Source organism: Stenotrophomonas sp. STEN033, assembly GCF_056856655.1.
In genome coordinates this window covers 40,683-63,225 of record NZ_JBXFWM010000004.1, presented here as the reverse complement: position 1 = coordinate 63,225, position 22,543 = coordinate 40,683, and the positions used below count along the sequence as shown (strand labels likewise).

The 22,543-nt window shown below is 64.5% G+C and carries 6 protein-coding genes; all 6 read left to right on the top strand.

From position 1 onward, the window contains the following. The first annotated feature begins 45 nt into the window (after positions 1 to 45). The 6 genes from AC1VXC_RS02690 (at position 46) to xpsF (ending at position 22,534) form a co-directional block, all read left to right on the top strand. Complete coding sequence (locus AC1VXC_RS02690; RefSeq protein ID WP_481538797.1) at positions 46 to 6,153, top strand: ESPR-type extended signal peptide-containing protein; 6,108 nt, start codon at positions 46 to 48, stop codon at positions 6,151 to 6,153. A gap of 373 nt (positions 6,154 to 6,526) precedes the next feature. Continuing rightward, the gene (locus tag AC1VXC_RS02685; protein WP_481538796.1) at positions 6,527 to 8,332 is read left to right on the top strand and encodes a S8 family serine peptidase; all 1,806 of its coding nucleotides are present in this window, start codon (positions 6,527 to 6,529) and stop codon (positions 8,330 to 8,332) included. Positions 8,333 to 9,025: 693 nt separating this feature from the next. Then, positions 9,026 to 17,395 carry an ESPR-type extended signal peptide-containing protein gene (locus AC1VXC_RS02680; RefSeq protein WP_481538795.1) on the top strand — a complete coding sequence of 2,790 codons (8,370 nt, stop codon included), beginning with the start codon at positions 9,026 to 9,028 and terminating at the stop codon, positions 17,393 to 17,395. Between the two features lie 155 nt (positions 17,396 to 17,550). Beyond that, positions 17,551 to 19,434: a S8 family peptidase gene (locus tag AC1VXC_RS02675; protein ID WP_313493086.1), complete on the top strand. Its 1,884-nt coding sequence runs from the start codon at positions 17,551 to 17,553 to the stop codon at positions 19,432 to 19,434. Positions 19,435 to 19,557: 123 nt separating this feature from the next. Then, positions 19,558 to 21,285 (top strand): type II secretion system ATPase GspE, encoded by a 1,728-nt coding sequence (gspE, locus tag AC1VXC_RS02670; RefSeq protein WP_313172435.1) that lies wholly within the window; start codon positions 19,558 to 19,560, stop codon positions 21,283 to 21,285. A gap of 31 nt (positions 21,286 to 21,316) precedes the next feature. Then, complete coding sequence (gene xpsF / locus AC1VXC_RS02665; protein ID WP_313172431.1) at positions 21,317 to 22,534, top strand: type II secretion system protein XpsF; 1,218 nt, start codon at positions 21,317 to 21,319, stop codon at positions 22,532 to 22,534. The last annotated feature ends 9 nt before the right edge of the window (positions 22,535 to 22,543 follow it).

Genomic DNA, 22,543 nt, shown 5'->3' with positions numbered 1-22,543 from the left:
GCAACGCCTGCGGCGAAGGCGTAGTCCACTTCAGGAGCAGATTCGATGAATCGGATTTATCGCAAGGTGTGGAACAAGGCACTCGGGCAGTTGGTGGTGGCATCGGAACTGGCCAGATGCAGTAGCTCAGGGCGTGTGGTGGACAAGCGCACAACGGCGTCCCATCGGCTGCAACTGCTGGTGACCGCGATTGCACTGGGATTGGGGTTGGGCACGCAGGCGTTGCCGCTGCAGGCGCAATCAGTAGCGGTGGGGGGCAATGCCAAATGTATTGTGCTGGGCAGCGCCAATCTGGCCGATTGCGCATTGCAGGGGGATGCAAACGCGGCCGGTGCCAATGCCGTGGCCATGGGCGCGCAAAGCCTTGCCTCGGCAGAAGGTAGCGTGGCCTTGGGCAATGCCGCGATCGCGCAGGGCCGCAACAGCATCGCCCTGGGTGCCAATACGGTGGCGGCGCGCGACAACGTGTTGTCGGTGGGTGATGTCGGTAGCGAGCGGCAGATCAGCAATGTCGCCGCCGGTAGCGAGGATACCGATGCGGTGAATCTGGCCCAGCTCAACGCAGTGGCAGGCGAAGCCGCGCAGACCCGTCGCTACTTCACCGCCAACGGCGCCAACGATGGCAGTGATGACGCGCTTGCCAGTGGTGCCGGCGCAACAGCGGCGGGCGTGGGGGCGGTGGCCAGTGGCGCGGAGAGCGTGGCCGTAGGTAGCTACAGCAGCGCCACCGGTGATTACGCGAGCGCGCTTGGCTACGTGAACACTGCAACCGGCGTGAACAGTTCCGCGGTCGGCAACTTCAATCAGGTTGATGGCAGTGATGGCAGCGCTTTTGGTTTCGCCAACTTCGTTGGCGGCGACAACGCGCTGGCGGTTGGCAGCAACAGCGTTGCGATGGCTGCGGCCAGTGTTGCCATCGGTGATGGTGCGCTGGCCGACAGTGTTTCCGGTGTGGCGCTCGGCCAGACCGCGCTGGCTTCGGGTATCAATGCGATTGCACTGGGCAAGAATGCTGCCGCCACGCATGACAATAGCGTCGCGCTGGGTTCCGGCTCGCTGACCGGCCGCGACAACAGCGTGGCCGTGGGTGACGTGGGCAGTGAGCGCCAGCTCACCAACCTTGCCGCTGGCACCGAAGCTACCGATGCGGTGAACAAAACGCAGTTGGACGAAGTGGCGGCTGTCGCACAGACCACGGACAAGTATTTCAAGGCAGCCGGCATGCTTGCTAGCGACGTGGGCGCATTGGCTGCGGGCGCCGGTGCGGTGGCCGCTGGCGAGGCTGCCGCTGCTGCCGGTGACTACAGTGTGGCGCTTGGTGCGCAGACTTCAGCCGCCGGGGCCGGTGCGGTTGCGCTTGGCGGTCCGGCACTGTTGTCGGCGGACCTCGGTGATTACATCGCAACCAGCGCCAGCGGGGATGCTGCCACTGCGATCGGAGCCGGAGCCAACGCCAGTGCGCAGTTCGCGCTGGCCGTGGGTGCGCTGAGCCAGGCGCAGGCGGTGGCTACCACGGCTGTTGGCAGCGAGGCACGCGCATCGCGGCTCAATGCCAGCGCCTTTGGTGCATCCAGTTGGGCGGCCGGTGACAACAGCACCGCGTTGGGCCACCAAAGCGTAAGTCGTGGCCGTAACGCCACGGCGCTGGGCGCGGATGCCCAGGCTATCGCTGCCAACAGTGTGGCGCTGGGGTCTGGTTCTCCGGCTGATCGCGCCAACACCGTGTCAGTTGGCAATGAAGATGCGGAACGCCAGGTCGTGAATGTCGCTGCCGGCACCGCGGGAACAGATGCCGTCAATCTGGATCAGCTGGAAGCGGTCGCCGCGGTCGCCAACGATACGAACAAGTTCTTCAAGGCGACAGGGCCTGATGGTCAGGCTACTGGTGCCTATGTTGAGGGGCCTTCTGCTACTGCGGCGGGCGAACGTTCACGGGCAATCGGCGAAGGAGCGGCGGCCTTCGGTGCGGCAGCTAGCGCCGCCAAGTATGGTGCCGCCTTTGGTCCCACTGCCAAAGCAGCTGATTATGGGTCTGCCTTTGGCGGCGGTGCCAGCGCACTTTCATGGGGAACAGCAATCGGTGCTCTCTCTCGGGCCGGGGAAGAAGGCGTCGCAGTGGGAGCCCGCGCTAAAGCAGCGGCATCAGGTATAGCGCTAGGACCGTTGGCCGATGCTAGCGGAGTTGAGGCCGTTGCTTTGGGAGCCGGAGCTGTGGCGATGGCGGAAAATGCGGTGGCCATCGGCGCCGGTTCCCTGGCTGATCGCAGTAATAGCGTATCCCTTGGTGACAAAGTGGCGAAGCGCCAGCTTGTCAATGTGGCCGCGGGCACCGAGCTGACCGATGCGGTCAATCTGGAGCAACTTGAATCCGTCAAAGCCGTGGCGGATGCGGTAAGCAAGTACTTCACTGCAACAGCCAGCGCTACGAGTGCCGCCGGAGCATACAGCGAGGGTGATGGTGCCCTGGCCGGAGGTGAGGCGGCCAATGCCATTGGTGCAGGAAGTGTCGCGCTGGGGAATGCCGCCACGGTGGTGGCCGATGGCGCGATTGCGATAGGCAAAGATGCCTTTTCCGGTGCGGCGAACGCGGTTGCGCTTGGGTCGGGCTCGATCGCTGATCGCGACAATGTGGTGTCGGTCGGTAGCGTGGGGGCGGAGCGTCAGATCAGCAATGTGGCTGCTGGCACCGCGGGAACGGATGCCGTCAATCTGGATCAGCTGGAAGCGGTCGCCGCGGTCGCCAACGATACGAACAAGTTCTTCAAGGCGACAGGGCCTGATGGTCAGGCTACTGGTGCCTATGTTGAGGGGCCTTCTGCTACTGCGGCGGGCGAACGTTCACGGGCAATCGGCGAAGGAGCGGCGGCCTTCGGTGCGGCAGCTAGCGCCGCCAAGTATGGTGCCGCCTTTGGTCCCACTGCCAAAGCAGCTGATTATGGGTCTGCCTTTGGCGGCGGTGCCAGCGCACTTTCATGGGGAACAGCAATCGGTGCTCTCTCTCGGGCCGGGGAAGAAGGCGTCGCAGTGGGAGCCCGCGCTAAAGCAGCGGCATCAGGTATAGCGCTAGGACCGTTGGCCGATGCTAGCGGAGTTGAGGCCGTTGCTTTGGGAGCCGGAGCTGTGGCGATGGCGGAAAATGCGGTGGCCATCGGCGCCGGTTCCCTGGCTGATCGCAGTAATAGCGTATCCCTTGGTGACAAAGTGGCGAAGCGCCAGCTTGTCAATGTGGCCGCGGGCACCGAGCTGACCGATGCGGTCAATCTGGAGCAACTTGAATCCGTCAAAGCCGTGGCGGATGCGGTAAGCAAGTACTTCACTGCAACAGCCAGCGCTACGAGTGCCGCCGGAGCATACAGCGAGGGTGATGGTGCCCTGGCCGGAGGTGAGGCGGCCAATGCCATTGGTGCAGGAAGTGTCGCGCTGGGGAATGCCGCCACGGTGGTGGCCGATGGCGCGATTGCGATAGGCAAAGATGCCTTTTCCGGTGCGGCGAACGCGGTTGCGCTTGGGTCGGGCTCGATCGCTGATCGCGACAATGTGGTGTCGATCGGTAGCGTGGGGGCGGAGCGGCAGATCAGCAATGTGGCTGCCGGCACCGCGGGAACGGATGCGGTCAATCTGGATCAGCTCAACGCAGTCGCTGATGCGGGCCAGCAGACCAGCCGCTATTTTGTCGCCAGTGGAGCGGCCGATGGCAGCGATGATGCCCTCGCCAGCGGCGCTGGCGCCACTGCGGCGGGTGTGGGCACGTTGGCCAGCGGTGCGCAGAGTACCTCCGTTGGCAGCTACAACGTTGCGGGCGGCGACTACAGTACTGCCCTGGGTTACGTGAACACCGCGAATGCGACCAACAGCACGGCGGTCGGCAATTTCAACCAGGTGGATGGCGCCGACAGCAGTGCCTTCGGCTTCGCCAATTTCGTGGAAGGCAATGGTGCTACGGCGATAGGCAGCAACAGTTTTGCCGCTGGCGATCGGAGTTTCGCGGGAGGGTTTGAAGCGGTCGCCGGTGGCCTGGCTACGGTAGCGCTGGGCAGTGCTTCCGTCGCATCTGCTGAGCAGGCTGTCGCCATTGGTGGGGGGGCAACGGCCCAGGGCGAGGATAGCTTGGCCGTTGGTGCGCGCAGTACTGCATCCAGCGTCGGCGCCGTAGCCATCGGGCGTGGGGCCAACGCCGGTGCGGACGGGGCCACCGCAGTTGGCGCCAATGCACAGGCGAGTGCGCTGGGTAGCACCGCATTGGGTAGCTCCGCGGTGGCGTCTGCATCGAACAGCGTAGCGCTGGGCGTTGGTGCGGTGGCCAATCGCAGCGATAGCGTGTCTGTGGGCATGGCTGGCGCGGAGCGACAGATCACCAATGTTGCCGCCGGCACCGAAAGTACCGATGCGGTCAACAAAGCGCAGCTGGATGCTGTCGCGGATGTTGCGGGTGAAGCCAGCGAGAGTAGTCAGTACTTCAAGGGTAGTGGCGCGGGGGCAGCAACTGCCAGCGCTGGCAACGCAGTTGCGGCAGGTGCTGCTGCAGTTGCCAGTGCTGAGCGGGGTACCGCGGTAGGTGCTGCCAGCACCGCTGCCGCTGTCGGAGCTACTGCAATCGGTGCCGACGCAGCGGCACGCGGAAACAATAGTTCGGTGCTGGGTAGGCAGGCGTCCGCTACGGCAGCGGGTGGTGTGGCACTTGGCTACACAGCGTTTGCCAGCAATGGCGTCAATGGTGTTGCCATCGGTGCAGCGGCAGGCGTATCCGGCGCCAACTCCGTTGCCTTGGGCGCCGGCTCGCGTGCGACCGAAGCCAATGTGGTGTCTGTAGGCGGTGGTAACGGGACCAATGGACCGGCGACGCGACGGATCATCAATGTCGCCGCGGGCCGCATCATTGAAGGCGGCACCGATGCAGTCAATGGTGGTCAGCTCTATAGCACCAATCAGCGTGTGGGGGCGGTGGAGACACGCGTGAACGACATCGATGATCGGATCGGTGAGGTGGAGACTGTCACGGCCAATGTTGTTTCCTACGACGATGGCGATCGCAGTGCGGTGACGTTTGCGGGTATGCAAGGCAGCATCCTGGACAACGTGGCTGCTGGAAACATCACCGTCGACAGCATGCAGGCAATCAATGGTGGGCAACTGCACCAGTCGCTCAGTTCCATCGCTGGTATTTTGGGCGGTGGTGCTGCGTTGGGCATGCAGGGCTTGTTTGTCGCGCCAAGTTATGTGGTCCAGGGCGCCAGCTTCGCCAACGTGGGGGATGCACTGGCCGCGCTGGATACGCAGATAACCGTAATCAATACGCAGTTGTCGGGGATTGATGCGGGCGTTGGTGGAACGCCGGGCGGCGGCGATCCAGGCGATGGCATGAGTACTAGCGGCGGCGTGGCGCTTGGCGATGATGCGAAGGCGCCGGATCAAGCCGGCACTGGGATCGGTCATGGCGCGCATGCAGCAGGGATGAACGATACCGCGTTGGGTAGCAACTCGAGCGTCTTGGCCGATGGCAGTACGGCGGTGGGTGCCAACGCTTCGGTCACCGCTACGGCGACCGATGCGGTGGCGTTGGGAGAAGGTGCCAACGTAACCGCGGCGTCCAGTACCGCAGTTGGCCAGGGCGCCGTTGTCACTGCCAGTGCCGGTACCGCAATTGGACAAGGCGCCAGTGTCCGGGCCGAAGGGGCGGTGGCCATCGGCCAGGGATCCATGGCCGATCGTGCCAATACGGTGTCCGTTGGTAGTGCCGGTAATGAGCGGCAGCTAACCCATATTGCCGAAGGCACGCAGGCAACTGACGCAGTCAACAAGGCGCAGCTGGATCGGAGCGCCGCGGCAGCAAACGCCTATACAGATGGCAAGTTCAGCGCAATGGCTGACAGCTTCGAGGTGTTGCGCAGCGATATGGGCAAGCGCCTGCAGCACATTGATGAACGCATTGACCGGCAAGGCGCGATGAGTGCTGCGATGTTGAACATGGCGACCAGTGCAGCCGGTGTGCGAACAGAGAACCGGGTGGGGGTTGGCGTCGGCTTCCAGGGCGGTGAGTCGGCGTTGTCGGTCGGCTACCAGCGGGCGTTTGGTGATCGCGCAACCGTGACGGTGGGCGGTGCGTTCAGCAGTGACGATAGCTCGGTGGGTGTGGGTGCTGGCTTTGGTTGGTGAAGTGCATTTTTGGGTGCTTCAACGTGGGGTTTGGCGGTGTAGCTGATCCGGCAACAAAAGGTGCTGAGAAGCGGGTTCAGCACCGGCGATGCCGAGGGACCCCGTTGTGCAGGTTCTGGCGTTCGGCATTGGCAAGGAGCCGATGCCGCATCGTTTCGCGGCGCCAGGGAGGCGCTGCTATCGCCCTGCCAAAGGTGGTCGTCATCCATTGCTTGCAGAGGGCAGGCCGTGCGGGCGATTGGCTGCCCAAGCTGCCCTGATTGTGATCTACACCGCGTCGTAAACAGCGTTTTCCTTTGAATCCTCGATTTTCATAGACATGGGGTTTTACATGAAGCAGACATCAAGGCTATGTGCGGTCGTGGTACTAGGCATGTTGCTCGCGCTGTCAAACAGCGAGTCAGCGTTGGCGGCTGGACAAGGGGTCGATACAAAGGCACCGGCAGCTGTTGCCGGTGGACAGCGCTACCTTGTCAAATACCGCGCGGACAGCGTCGAGCGACGTGATGCGAATGCAGTAGCCACGGGGCTGAGATCGGCAATGGCACGCGCGGGGCTGGACCGTGCTGTGGTTGCCAGGTCCGGTGTGCAGGGGCGCAAGGCGGCTACCGCAACGTTGTTGCACCGGTCTGCCAGCCCAGGCTGGAATGTGGTCAAAGCGGACCGCGTACTGGACAGCCGGGAGTCGGCTGATTTCATTCGCGAGCTGAAAGCCAATCCGGCCGTGGAAAGCGTCGAGCAGGATCACCTGGTGCAGTTGCAGAACGTTGGGCAGGCTCAGGTTATGGTCCCAAATGATCCTGACTACGCGAAGTATCAGTGGAACTTGTTCAGCGAGATCGCCGGGGTCCGCGCGCCGCAGGCATGGAACCTCTCGCAGGGCGACGGGGCGGTTGTTGCCGTGGTCGACTCCGGCATCGCCAAGGGCGCTCCTGATCTGGTCGAGGTACTGACTGGTTATGACATGATTACCGATGCGAAGCTTTCCAGGCGCGGTACCAATGCACGCGCGCCCGGTGGCTGGGACCTGGGTAACTGGGTACCCCCTGGTGAGGACTGCTACACCGGTACTCCTTCCGCTCTCGGGTCGCCTAGTAATTGGCATGGGACTCACGTCGCCGGCACGATCGGGCAACTCAGCAACAACGGTAGTTGGTTGGCTGGACTGGCCTACAAGGCAAAAATCCTGCCAGTACGTGCGGCCGGAATGTGCGGCGGCTGGCACAGCGACATCGCCGATAGCATCATATGGGCTGCGGGAGGCAGTGTCCCGGGGCTCCCCCTGAATAAGAACCCTGCAGATGTGATCAACGTGAGTATGGGGTGGGGTGAGGCTGGCACCTGCCCGGACTATATGCAGAGTGCTTTCGATACCGCAGCGGCATTGGGAAGTATCGTCGTGGTTGCCGCGGGCAACGAGAGCACCGCGGCGGCTAATATCCCCTATGCAAACTGCAGGAATGTGATTGCAGTTGGCGCAGTCAATAGTCGTGGTGAGATTTCCAACTTCTCGAACCATGGCCGCGCGGTATCCCTGCTTGCGCCAGGGGGACAGCAGTACAGTAGCGATATCGACGGCGCCATATGGCAGGTTGTCAATGCAAGTTTGAACGCGCCTCTTGCGGGGCGATGGAAACTCGGCGGTATGCAGGGAACGTCAATGGCTGCGCCACATGTCAGCGCTGCGGTTGCAATGATTCAAAGTGCGGTGCTGACGCCATACACGCCGGCACAAATGCTGAAGCTGCTGCAGGAAACGTCGCGACCTCTGGCGGTGCAGCCTACCGCTGACAAGCTCCCAAGCGCCGGGATGCTCGATATTGAGGCGGCGTTGCTGAAGGCGATAGGGGACTGTGACGAGTGCGGGTCGGTTCCGGTAGCGTTGATCAACAAGGTAGCGCTCAGCAATATCGCCGGTGACCAGGGGCAGTCGAGGTTCTACCAGTTCGAGGCTGAGGCTGGCAAGGTGCTCACTTTCATGACCTATGGTGGCAGCGGTGACGTGTCATTGCATGTACGGCAGCCGGGGGTTTTATTTGGTCATGGGGACGATACGCGGTCAGTCCGTGTTGGCAACATCGAAACCGTGCGCTACGTGACTCCAGTGGCAGGAACCTATCTCATCAATTTGGTGGGAGAGCAGGCCTACGCCGGGGTTACGCTGGTGGCAAGGCAGTAGCAGCTGCTGCGTGGTGGTGGAACAGGCTCTGGTTTTCCAGAGCCTGTTTTTTTTTGGGGGGGGCTGCAATTGCCTCCAAGGCAGGTCCGGGGCTGGCAGTCGGCTTTGCCGGTTGGGGCCGGGGAGTCTTGTTCGTTGATGCGGCGTGCTTTTGACGCTTCTGCCGCGTCGATGCTCGGGGCGGTTTGGGTTGGCGCTGACCGCCGCGCAATTAACCTTGTTGCAACGCAGCTGTACAGGGCGCTTGAAGGACATCAACCCGGTCTTCTCAGGCAAATAGGACAAATTGGCAAAAAAGCCCGCAGCCCAAGGCTCGCGGGCTTCTTTTTTATTGTCCATCCGGGCGCCGGCGGAATCGATGTCTCAACAGTCAATTGCGACTAGGCAACTGTTTCAGAAGTAATTTTTCCGAAAATCTCATCAAACTGAGAGATTTGAGTGGTTCCTCACAAAACCTGACTTTTGAGCCAAATATTTGACGAATCATGAATCGTCGATTAAGACTCCATCCATCCCGTAGTCACCCGACAGGTATGGAACCAGGGGGGTAGACCACGACAGGCGTGAGCCTCACGTGCCCAGTTTCAGCGGGACCGGGATCACAACACCACAGGGGGATCGTTGGGTACACGCATGGCCCGGCGATGGCGCGTTTATGCAAGGAAAAAACCGTCCACTTGAGGAGCAGCAGCGATGAACCGGATCTACCGCAAGGTATGGAACAAGGCATTGGGGCAGTTGGTGGTGGCGTCGGAGTTGGCATCGTCCAGCTCGGCCGGTGTGGTCATGGATGAGCGGCATAGCGCCGGAATACGCCTGCAAGCCTTGTCGGTTGCCGTCGCGTTGGGTCTAGGAGCAAGCGCCTGGGTAACCGCGGCGCAGGCACAGTCGGTGGAAGTGGGCGGTAACGCGCAGTGCATGGTGCTTGGCAGTGCAACGCTGGTGGATTGCGCCATCGCCAACAGCGCCGATGCATCGGGCACGAATGCAGTGGCCATCGGTGCGGGCACGGTCGCGTCTGCCGCTGGCAGCGTGGCACTGGGCGCCGGCTCCATCGCCGATCGCGCCAACACGGTGTCAGTGGGCTCGGCGGGCAACGAACGCCAGATCAGCAATGTCGCCGCCGGTACCGCGGGCACCGATGCGGTAAATCTCGATCAACTCAATGCGGCTGCCGATGGTGCGCTGTTGGCTGGCCGCTATTTCAAGGCGAATGGCGCTGCCGACGGCAGCGATGACGCCGTGGCCAGCGGCGAAGGCGCGATGGCTGCAGGTGTTGGCTCGTTGGCAAGCGGTGTGGAAAGCACCGCGGTTGGCAGCTACAACGTCGCCGCCGGTGACTATTCCAGTGCGGTGGGTTATGTGAACACCGCCAACGGCGAAAGCAGTTCGGCTGTCGGCAATTTCAACCAGGTGGATGGTGCCAACAGCAGTGCATTTGGTTCCGGCAACCTGGTGGATGGTGCCAACGCAATCGCGCTGGGCAGCAACAGCGTCGCCAGTGGTGATGGCAGCGTGGTGATCGGCGATGGCGCCTACGCGGCTGCCGATGATTCCACTGCGGTCGGCTCCGGCAGTCTCGCCAGCGAGCTGGGCAGCACTGCTGTTGGTAGCGGTGCAGAAGCGACCGGTGCCTATGCAAGCGCGCAGGGCAGCCAGGCGCTTGCTTCCGGGCAGCAGGCAACGGCCAACGGCTTCCGTGCGGATGCCAGTGGTCGTGGCACCACTGCGCTTGGCGCCTATAGTTCAGCCTCCGGCGACCTTGCTTCGGCAGTGGGGTATGGCGCCGATGCCAGCGGCGATTACGGCGTTGCGATGGGCCTGGGTGCTTCCGCCTCGGCGACCAGCACCACGGCGGTAGGCGAATCGGCGATCGCTTCTGGCGAAGAATCCACTGCGGTTGGCGGCACCACTTTCGGTGGCTTCATCAGCACCGAAGCGTCGGGTACCGGTGCGTCGGCATTCGGCAATGGCGCGTGGGCGATAGGTGAGTACGCCACCGCGATTGGCTTCAACAGCTGGGCTGATGCAGACGATTCCACCGCGCTTGGTCAAAGTGCCACCGCAGCGGCAGCCAACAGCGTCGCCATCGGTGCGAACTCCTGGGCCGACCGCGAGAGCACGGTTTCGGTCGGTGACGTGGGCAGTGAACGCCAGATCACCAATGTCGCTGCCGGTACTGAAGATACTGACGCGGTGAACAAGTCGCAGCTCGACGAAGTGGCGGCCGTTGCCGAGAACACCAGCAAGTACTTCAAGGCAAGCGGCAGTGCTGACAGTGATGCCGGTGCGTATGCGGAAGGTGATGCGGCCACCGCAGCGGGTGAAGCGAGCAACGCGATCGGCAACGGCGCGTCGGCATATGGCAACGGCGCTAATGCCGTCGCCAACGGCGCAACCGCGGTCGGCATGAATGCCTTGGCTGCAGGCCAGAACAGCGCCGCCTTTGGCCAGAACGCCGAAGCGACCGGTCCGGCGGCGGTGGCCGTCGGCGGCAATGCGGTGGATGCCGATGGCAATCCCTTGATCACCTTCGGTGGGCAGCCGGTGACGACCGGCGCAACCAGTGCCGGCCTCGGTGGTACCGCGCTGGGTGCCAGCGCCAGTGCCGAGGGCTTTGCCGCTACGGCCACGGGCCTGGGTGCCTTCGCGCAGGGCGCGCAGTCCTCCGCATTTGGTGCGGTGGCCAATGCCATCGGTGACTACAGTACCTCGGTGGGTAGCCAGAGCGCGGCGTCGGGCACCAGCAGCGTTGCGCTGGGCGGCCCGATCGATCTGATCCCGGGTCTGGGTTTCTTCGTGGATACCCAGGCCAGCGGTGAGGCGTCCACGGCGTTGGGTGCAGGCGCGATTGCCTCCGGCGACTATGCGTTGGCATCAGGTGCCTTGAGCGAAGCCGCGGGTGCCGAATCCACCGCAGTCGGCTACTTCGCCTATGCGCCCGGTGACAATGCCAGTGCGCTGGGCGCCGAGAGTTGGGCCAGCGGTGCCAACAGCACGGCAGTCGGCTTCTACAGTACCAGCCGCGGTGTGGACAGCACCGCGCTGGGGGCCAACGCCACCGCTACCGCCGCCAACAGTGTTGCCTTGGGCGCAAGCTCGCTGGCCGATCGTGCCGATAGCGTGTCGGTCGGGGCGGCAGGTGCCGAGAGGCAGATCACCCATGTTGCTGCCGGTACCGAAGGCAGCGATGCGGTCAACGTCGATCAGCTCACTGCGGTTGCCGAAGGTGCGGAACTGACCGCGCGCTACTTCAAGGCCAACGGCGCCGCCGATGGCAGTGATGACGCGGTCGCCAGCGGCGATGGCGCTACCGCCGCCGGTGTTGGCTCGTTGGCCAGCGGTGCGCAGAGCACCGCGGTTGGCAGCTACAACGTCGCTGCCGGTGATTACGCCAGCGCCCTTGGCTATGTGAATACCGCCAACGGCATGAACAGTTCGGCGGTTGGCAACTTCAACCAGGTGGACGGCGAAAACAGCAGTGCATTCGGCATGGCCAATCTGGTCGACGGTGCCAATGCCATCGCGCTGGGCAGCAACAGCGTCGCCAGTGGTGACGGCAGCGTGGTGATCGGCGATGGCGCATTGGCAGATGCCGATGATGCCGTCGCCGTGGGCTCGGGCAGCGTCGCCAGTGGCGACGGCAGCAGCGCCCTGGGCGCGGGTGCGGAAGCTTCGGGCGCGTTCGCCACGGCGCAGGGTGCGCAGGCAGTGGCCTCCGGACAGCAGGCCTTGGCCAGCGGTTTCCGTGCCGAGGCCAGCGGTCGCGGCACCACGGCGGTTGGCAGTTACAGCGTTGCCTCCGGTGACCTCGCCTCGGCCGTTGGCTACGGGGCCGAAGCCAGTGGCGACTACGGTGTCGCGATGGGTCTGGGCGCGGCCGCATCCGGCGTCAGCACCACGGCTGTGGGTGAATCGGCAATTGCCTCGGGCGAGGAGTCGACTGCAGTCGGCGGCACCACCTTCGGTGGCCTGATCAGCACCAAGGCGTCGGGCACCGGGGCGGCGGCATTCGGCAACGGCGCGTGGGCCGTGGGCGAATACGCGACCGCCATTGGTTTCAACAGCTGGGCCGATGCGGACAACTCCACCGCCCTGGGCCAGAGCGCGGTGGCCGAAGCGGCCAACAGCGTCGCCATCGGTGCCAATTCCTGGGCGGATCGCGAAAACAGCGTGTCGGTGGGTGACGTGGGCAGCGAACGCCAGATCACCAATGTCGCCGCCGGTACCGAGGGTACCGATGCGGTCAACAAGAACCAGCTGGACGAAGTGGCTGCGGTAGCCGGCAACACCAGCAAATACTTCACCGCCACCGGCAGCGCCGACAGCGATGCCGGTGCGTATGCGGAGGGCGACAACGCCACTGCGGCGGGTGAGGCCACCAATGCGATCGGCAATGGTGCATCGGCGTTCGGCAGCGGCGCCACCGCCGTGGCCGACGGTGCGACTGCGGTCGGCATGAACGCCTTGGCCAGCGGCCAGAACGCCGCCGCTTTCGGCCAGAACGCGCAGGCGATGGGTCCCGGCGCAGTGGCCGTGGGCGGCAATGCGGTGGACGCGAACGGTGATCCGCTGATCAACGTGGGCGGTGCGCCGGTGCAGACCGGCGCCACCAGTGCCGGCGTCGGCGGCACGGCGCTGGGTGCAAGCGCCAATGCCGAAGGCTTCGCCGCTACCGCCAGCGGTGTCGGTGCGTATGCCAAGGGCGATCAGTCCACCGCCAATGGTGCGGTGGCCAATGCACTGGGCAACTACAGCACTGCCACCGGCTCGCAGAGTTATGCGGAGGGTGCGGGTACCACCGCGGTCGGCTTCAACGCGGCCGCCTATGAGGACGGCAACGTCGCCGTAGGCCGCAACGCGTCCGCACTCGGCGCAGGCAGCCTGGCAATCGGTGATGGCGCCGAGACCGGCTTTGGCTTCTTCGGCATCGGCGCGACCAATGCGGTAGCGATCGGCAGCGGCAGCTGGGCCTTCGGTGATGACGCTACGGCGGTTGGCGCCAATGCCTGGGCCTTCGGCCAGCAGAGCACCGCCGTTGGTACCGGCGCCGAAGCCGGTGCCACCAATTCGGTGGCGCTGGGCGCAGGTTCGATAGCTGGCCGCGACAATACGGTGTCGGTGGGCGATGCAGGTGCCGAACGGCAGATCACCAATGTGGCCGCCGGTACCGAAGGCACCGATGCTGTCAACGTCGATCAGCTCAACACCGCAGCCGAAGGTGCGCTGCTGGCAGGGCGTTACTTCAAGGCAAACGGTGCGGCCGATGGCAGTGACGACGCTGTCGCCAGTGGTGACGGCGCAACTGCTGCAGGTGTTGGTTCGGAGGCGTCGGGCGCACAGAGCACGGCGGTGGGTAGCTACAACGTCGCCGCCGGTGATTACGCCAGCGCCGTCGGCTATGTGAACACCGCCAACGGCACGAACAGTTCGGCGTTCGGCAACTTCAACCAGGTGGATGGCGAGAACAGCAGTGCGTTTGGCTTCGCCAACCTGGTCGATGGTGACAACGCCATCGCACTGGGTAGCAACAGCGTGGCCAGCGGTGAAAGCGCCATCGTGATCGGCAACGGTGCCAGTGCATTGGCCAGTGGTGCCGCAGCCATCGGCATGAATGCAGTGGCCAGTGGCCAGAACGCTGCGGCGTTTGGCCAGAACGCACAGGCCACCGGTCCCGGAGCGGTGGCCGTGGGTGGCAATGCCGTGGACGAAAATGGCGATCCGCTGATCACCTCCAATGGTGAGCCGGTGCAGACCGGTGCCACCAGTGCCGGCGTCGGTGGTACCGCGCTAGGTGCCAGTGCCAATGCATCGGGCTTTGCCGCAACCGCAACCGGTGTTGGCGCATGGGCACAGGGTGATCAGTCCACCGCCAGCGGTGCAGTTGCCAATGCGGTTGGCGACTTCAGCACCGCCAGCGGTTCGCAGTCGTATGCGGAAGGGGTTGGGACCACGGCGGTGGGCTACAACGCCGCCGCCTATGAAGACGGCAACGTCGCCGTTGGCCGTAACGCCTCGGCCTTGGGCGCAGGCAGCCTGGCAATCGGTGATGGCGCTGAGACCGGCTTCGGCTTCTTCGGCATCGGCGCAACCAATGCCGTCGCCATCGGTAGCGGCAGCTGGGCCTTCGGTGATGACGCGACCGCAGTAGGTGCCAACGCCTGGGCCTTTGGCCAGCAGAGCACCGCCGTTGGTACCGGTGCCGAAGCCGGCGCCACCAATTCGGTGGCGCTGGGTGCCGGCTCGATTGCCGGTCGTGACAACACGGTATCGGTGGGTGATGCAGGTGCCGAACGGCAGATCACCAATGTTGCCGCCGGCACCGAGGGAACCGATGCCGTCAACAAGGATCAGCTCGATGAAGTGGCTGCGGTGGCGGCCGAAGGCCAGACCACGGCGAAGTACTTCAAGGCCACCGGCAGCGCCGACAGCGATGCCGGTGCCTATGCTGAAGGCGACAACGCCACGGCCTCCGGTGAGGCGACCAATGCGATTGGCAACGGCGCATCGGCGTTCGGCAGTGGCGCCAATGCAGTGGCTGACGGCGCAACCGCAGTCGGCATGAACGCCTTGGCCAGTGGCCAGAACGCAGCCGCATTCGGCCAGAACGCACAGGCGATGGGCCCGGGTGCAGTGGCTGTGGGTGGCAATGCGGTGGACGCGAACGGTGATCCGCTGATCAACGTGGGCGGTGAGCCGGTGCAGACCGGTGCCACCAGTGCCGGCGTTGGTGGTACCGCACTGGGTGCCAGCGCCAATGCCGAAGGCTTCGCCGCAACCGCAACTGGTGTTGGTGCGTATGCCAAGGGTGATCAATCCACCGCCAGTGGTGCGGTGGCCAATGCACTGGGCAACTACAGCACCGCGACCGGCTCGCAGAGCTACGCCGAAGGCGTCGGCGCCACCGCAGTCGGCTACAACGCAGCCGCCTATGAAGATGGCAATGTCGCCGTAGGACGCAATGCATCGGCCTTGGGTGAGGGCAGCCTGGCGATTGGTGATGGTGCCGAGACCGGCTTTGGCTTCTTCGGCATCGGCGCGACCAATGCGGTAGCGATCGGCAGTGGCAGCTGGGCCTTCGGTGATGATGCAACCGCGGTGGGTGCCAATGCCTGGGCCTTTGGCCAACAGAGCACCGCTGTTGGTACCGGCGCTGAAGCCGGTGCCACCAATTCGGTTGCGCTGGGTGCAGGCTCCATTGCCGACCGTGCCAACAGCGTGTCGGTGGGTGATGTGGGCGCCGAACGGCAGATCACCAATGTCGCAGCCGGTACCGAGGCAACCGATGCGGTCAACAAGTCGCAGTTGGATGCCGTGGCGGATGTCGCAGGCGAGACCAACAGGTACTTCCAGGCCTCCGGCGATGGTGTGGCAACTGCCAGCGGTACCAACGCGGTCGCTTCCGGTTCGGGGGCGGTTGCCAGTGCCGAGCGCAGCACGGCGCTGGGTGCGTCAAGTACCGCGAACGCCAATGGCGCCACGGCGGTCGGTGCCGATGCATCGGCACGTGCCAGCAATAGCACCGCGCTGGGCCGGCAGACCTCGATCACCGCCACCAATGGTGTTGCCATTGGTTACGGTGCCTTCGCCAACAATGGTGCCAACAGCGTGGCCATCGGCGCGGGCGCCGGGGTCTCGGGGGCCAACTCGGTGGCGCTGGGTGCAGGGTCGCGTGCAGTGGAGGCCAATGTGGTATCGGTCGGTGGCGGCAACGGCACCAGCGGTCCGGTAACGCGTCGCATCGTCAACGTTGGTGCAGGACGCATCGCCGAAGGCAGCAGCGACGCGGTGACCGGCGGCCAGCTGCATGTCACCAACCAGCGTGTCGGCGCGGTGGAAACCCGCGTCACCGACATCGATGGTCGCATCGGCAGCATCGAGGGCGTCACCGCCAATGCGGTGACCTATGACGATGCCAGCCGCGACAAGCTGAGCCTGGCGGGGATCCAGGGCACCACGCTGGATAACGTGGCTGCCGGCGCGATTGCTGCGGGCAGCATGCAGGCCATCAATGGCGGGCAGTTGTTCCAGTCGCTGGGCAATATGGCCAGCTTCCTCGGTGGCGGTGCAGGCATTGGCATGCAAGGCATGTTTGTCGCCCCGACCTATGTCATCCAGGGTGCCAGCTACAACAATGTCGGTGCAGCACTGTCGGCACTTGATGGCCAGGTCACCTCGCTCAACAACCGTATTGCCAACAACGGCAATGGGAACGGTCACGGCAATGGCAACGGCAACGGCAACGGCAACGGCAATGGCAATGGCAATGGCAATGGCAATGGCAATGGTCCGCGCTCGGAGACCGCGGCACCCGCCGCGAGCAGCGGCGTAGCTCTGGGCGAGCAGGCCAAGGCCAACAACGTGGCTGGCAGCGCCGTCGGCAACAACAGCTACGCGCATGGTCCGAATGACACGGCGATCGGCAGCAATGCCCGTGTCAACGCGGATGGCAGTACCGCGGTAGGGGCCAACACCAGCATTGCCGCTGTTGCCACGAATGCAGTGGCGATGGGTGAAGGTGCCACGGTCAGTGTCGCCTCGGGTACCGCGATCGGTCAGGGCTCCAGCGTCACCGCAACCGGTGCCGTTGCCCTGGGACAGGGCTCGATCGCGGACCGTGCCAACAGCGTATCGGTTGGCAGCGTCGGCCATGAGCGGCAGATCACCAGTGTTGCCGCAGGCACGCAGGCCACCGATGCGGTCAACAAGGCGCAGCTGGACAGCGGTATCACCGCGGCCAATACCTATACCGATACCAAGTTCAGCAGCATGGCCGACAGCTTCGACATCTTCCGTGGCGATATCGACAAGCGTCTGCGCCATGTCGACCGCCGCCTGGATCGCCAGGGCGCGATGAGCGCGGCCATGTTGAACATGGCCACGAGTGCTGCGGGCGTGCGCACGCAGAACCGGGTCGGCGTCGGTGTCGGCTACCAGGGCGGCGAATCGGCGCTGTCGCTGGGCTACCAGCGCGCCATCAGTGAGCGTGCCACCGTCACCTTCGGCGGTGCCTTCACCAGTGACGACAGCTCGGTGGGCGTGGGCGCCGGCTTCGGCTGGTAAGCGGTTTGGTTTCGCCCCCGCCTGCTGCGGCGGGGGCTTCCAGGTTCATCGCCAGTGGCCGTGCTGCCCCCGCAGTGCGGCTGTTGCGAGCCAGGACGGCAAAGCGATGCAGCGTTGAAGTTCCATCCCTGTTCTATCAAGACGAGAGATCCGACATGAAGAAGAAGACCCAGCTTGGTTTGGCGATCACCGGTGTCGTACTGATGGCTTCGATCGGCGCGCCCGCCGTATCCGCTGCAGAAATTGGACCTGCAAAAGTCGTTGGCCTGAGTGCGTCCACGGTGGATACCAGCGGTGGCTATCGGTTCGTGGTCAAGTACCGTGCCGGTACCAGCGAGCTGCGTGATGCGGCCACCCTCAATCGTGGCCTGGGTGCCGCGGCGGCGCGCGCCGGCTTGGATCGCGCCGTGGCGAAGACCTCCCGTGCCGCCGCGCGGCCGGCCGTCGAGGCTGCGTTGCTGCGTCGCATGGGTGCACCGGGCTGGAGCGTGATCAAGACCTCGCGCGCGCTCAATGCGCAGGAAGCCGCGGACTTCGTGCGTGAGCTCAAGGCCAATCCGGCGGTGGAACGCGCCGATATCGATCGCATGTACCAGCGCATGGTCGACGTGGCACCGTCGATGACCCCGACCGACCCCAACTATGCACAGTACCAATGGAACTTCTTCAACCCGACCGCCGGCGTGCGTGCGCCGCAGGCCTGGGATCTGTCGCAGGGCGAGGGTGTGGTGGTGGCGGTGATCGATACCGGCATCACACAGGGCAATCCGGACCTGCAGAACAACGTCATTCCCGGTTACGACATGATCAGCGACAAGCGCGTGTCGCGCCGCGATACGGATGGGCGTGCGCCGGGTGGCTGGGATATCGGCGACTGGGTGGAAGCCAACTACTGCACCGGCTGGGCGACCGGCGGCTCGCACGCCGCCGATGTCAGCTCCTGGCACGGCAGCCATGTGTCCGGCACCATCGCCCAGGAAACCAACAACGGCCGTGGCCTGGCGGGCCTGGCCTACAAGGCCAAGGTGATGCCGATACGCGTGCTGGGTTCCTGCGGTGGCTTTGGCAGTGATATTGCCGACGGCATCGTCTGGGCCGCAGGCGGCGAGGTGCCGGGGCTGCCGCTCAACACCAATCCCGCCGAAGTCATCAACATGAGCCTGGGCAGTGTGTCGCCCTCGACCTGCCCGACCGAGTACCAGGAAGCCATCGATCTGGCCAACAGCAAGGGTGCCATCGTGGTGGTGGCGGCGGGTAACGACAATGCCAATGCCGCCAGCTACACCATGTCTTCCTGCAACAACGTGATCAGCGTCGGCGCTACCGGCATTACCGGTGCGCGCGCCTACTACTCCAACTACGGTGCGCGGGTGGATCTGTCGGCGCCGGGTGGTGGCGGTTCGGTAGACGGCAATCCGAACGGCTATATCTGGCAGGTGATGAACGGCGGTGAGAAGGGGCCGGAGCCGAGCAACTGGATCCTGGGCGGCATGGGCGGCACATCGATGGCATCGCCGCATGTGGCCGCGGCGGTGGCGATGGTGCAGAGCGTGGTGGATACGCCGCTGACCCTGAACCAGATGCGCGACCTGCTGAAGAAGACCGCCACGCCGTTCCCGGTGGCGATCCCGGCCTCCACACCGATCGGCGCCGGCATCCTCAACATCAACGCTGCCCTGGTCAAGGCCACCGAGCCGCCGTGCGATCCCAACGTGGAGCAGTGCGGTCCCGAGGCAACCCCGCTGGTCAACAAGGTGGCAGTGACCGGGCTGGCCGGCAGCGCGGGCAGCGAGACCGTCTACAGCTTCCAGGCCGAGGCCGGCAAGGTGCTGACCTTCATGACCTATGGCGGTGCTGGCGATGTATCGGTGTATGTGCGCTACGACGCGGTTGCCAGCAGCACCGCGTTCGATGCCAAGTCCACCCGCGCGGGCAACAGCGAGACCGTGCGCGTGAACAAGCCGCAGGCAGGCACCTATTACGTCACCCTGGTGGGGGCGGGTTCCTTCAGCGGCGTGAGCCTGGTTGCCCGTCAGTAAACCTGACTTCTGCACGAGCTTGGAACCCCGGCATTGCCGGGGTTCTTTTTGCCTGTAATGCAGGTTCATGTGCACGACCGGCGGGTACGAACTGCTAAAGTTCGGGCAACCCAGGAGGATTGCGTGAACGCGGTAGCCCACGACGCCCAACTTGCGCCATCACCTGCCGACCGCATCGTCACCGAACTGTTGGCGCAAGGCCGGCTGAAAGAGGCGGACCTCCAGCGTGCCCGCCAACTGCAACGCGAATCCGGGGGGGATCTGCTGGTGTTGCTGGCCCGGCTGGGCCTGGTTTCCGAACGCGACCACGCCGAGGCCTGTGCCAAGGTGCTGGGGCTGCGGCTGCTGGCCGCCCGCGACCTGCCCGAACATCCGCCAGAACTGGTGGAAGGCGCCGAGCCGGTGCCGCTGCGCTTCCTCAAGCAGTTTCTGGTGCTGCCGCTGGGCGAGCAGCGTGGCCGCATCCTGCTGTGGATGGCTGATCCACAGGATGGCTATGCGATCGATGCGATCCGTCTGGCGACTGGCTGCGAGGTGGCGCCGGTGGTTGGCGTGCGCAGCGAAGTGGATGAGCTGATCGAGCGCTGGTACGGGCAGGGTCGCAGTGCGATGGGCACCATCCTGGAAACCACCGATGGCGAGCTTGCGCCGCTGGACGATATCGAGCACCTGCGCGACCTCGCTTCCGAAGCACCGGTCATCCGCCTGGTCAATCTGTTGATCCAGCGTGCGGTGGAGCTGCGTGCGTCGGACATCCACGTCGAACCGTTCGAGAACCGACTGAAGGTGCGCTACCGCGTTGATGGCGTATTGGTTGATGGCGAGAGCCCGCCGGTCAACCTCACCGCGGCGGTGATCAGCCGCATCAAGATCATGGCCAAGCTCAATATCGCCGAGCGCCGCCTGCCGCAGGATGGCCGCATCATGCTGCGGGTACAGGGCAAGGAGCTGGACCTGCGCGTGAGCACCATGCCCACCGCGCACGGGGAGAGCGTGGTGATGCGCCTGCTGGACCGCGAGGCCGTGGTGTTTGATTTCCAGCGGCTGGGTTTCAGCGAGGATTTCCTGCCACAGTTCCGCAAGGTGCTGGAGCAGCCGCACGGCATCCTGCTGGTCACCGGCCCCACCGGCTCGGGCAAGACCACCACGCTGTACACCGCGTTGAACCAGCTCAATACCGACAAGGTCAAGATCATCACCGTTGAAGACCCGGTGGAATACCAGCTGGAAGGCATCAACCAGATCCAGGCCAAACCGCAGATCGGGCTGGATTTCGCCAACGCCCTGCGCAGCATCGTGCGCCAGGACCCGGACATCATCATGATCGGCGAAATGCGCGATCTGGAGACCGCGCGCATCGCCATCCAGTCGGCGCTGACCGGCCACCTGGTGCTGTCCACCCTGCACACCAACAACGCCGCCGGCGGCATCACCCGCTTGCTGGACATGGGCGTGGAAGACTACCTGCTCACCTCCACCATCAACGGCATCCTCGCCCAGCGCCTGGTGCGCAGGTTGGAGCCGACCCATGCGCTGCGTTACCGCGCGTCGGACGAGGAAATCCAGCGCTTCGGCCTGCGCCGTTTCCAGCCGCAGGGCGACATCCATCTCTATCGCGCGCAGCCCTCGCCGCACGCACCCACCGGCTATCTCGGCCGCACGACCATCGTCGAGTTCCTGGTGATGGATGACGCGCTGCGCACTGCGGTGATGCGCAAGGCCGGCATGGGCGAGATCGAACAGATCGCACGCAAGGCCGGCATGCGCACCATGTACGAAGACGGCATCGGCAAGGCACTGCGTGGCGAGACCACGCTGGAAGAAGTGCTGCGGGTAACGGAGGACGCATGAGCCATCGCGTTCGCCTGGAGCGGTGCTGCTGATGCCGCGTTACCGTTACAAGGCGCTGGATGCCCGTGGCGACCTGCTGGAAGGGCAGATGGATGCGGCCAGCGAAGGCGAGGTGATCGCGCGCCTGCAGGAGCAGGGGCATCTGCCGGTGGAAGCCAGGCCTGCGACCGGTTCGGCGTTCGAGGGTGGCAGCTGGAAGCAATGGCGGCAACGCCCGTTTGCCGGTGCGACGCTGGTCCAGTTCACCCAACAGTTGGCGACCTTGTTGGGGGCAGGGCAGCCGCTGGATCGCGCCTTGTCGATCCTGATGGAAACGCCGGAAGACCCGCGTTCTCAGCGGGTGATTGCCGACATCCGCGACAGCGTACGTGGCGGTGCGCCGCTGTCGCAGGCGCTTGAACGCCAGCACGGCCTGTTCTCGCGGCTGTACGTCAACATGGTGCGTGCCGGCGAAGCCGGCGGCAGCCTGCATGAAACCCTGCAGCGCTTGGCCGATTACCTGGAGCGCAGCCAGGAGTTGAAGGGCAGGGTGATCAATGCCCTGATCTATCCGGCTATCCTGCTGGTGGTGGTTGGGTTGGCGCTGCTGTTCCTGCTCGGCTACGTGGTGCCGCAGTTCTCGCTGATGTACCAGAGCCTCGATGTGACCTTGCCTTGGTTCACCCGCGCGGTGCTGGAAGTCGGCCTGCTGGTACGCAAGGGCTGGTTGGTTTTCATCGTGGTGCCTGCATTGCTGCTGCTGTGGGTGGAACGCAAGCGGCGCGATCCGGTTTTCCGTCTGGCATTTGATACCTGGCTGTTGAAACGGCCGATGATTGGCGGGCTGGTCGCCAAGCTGGAGAGCGCGCGACTCGCGCGCACGCTTGGCACCTTGCTGCGCAATGGCGTGCCGCTGCTGGCCGGGCTGGGCATTGCCCGCAACGTGCTCGGCAACCGTGCCCTGGTCGCGGATGTCAGTGAAGCCGCCGAGGCGGTGAAGAATGGTGCCGGGCTGGCGTCGTCGCTGGGTCGCAATGGCCGTTTCCCGCGGCTGGCCCTGCAGATGATCCAGGTTGGCGAGGAGTCGGGCACGCTGGAAAGCATGCTGCTCAAGACCGCCGACACCTTTGAACAGGAAAGTGCCCGCGCCATCGACCGCATGTTGGCGGCGCTGGTGCCGGTGATCACCTTGTTGTTGGCGTCGGTGGTGGGCGTGGTCATCATCGCGGTGCTGGTGCCGCTGTACGACCTCACCAATGCCATCGGCTAATCCCTGGAT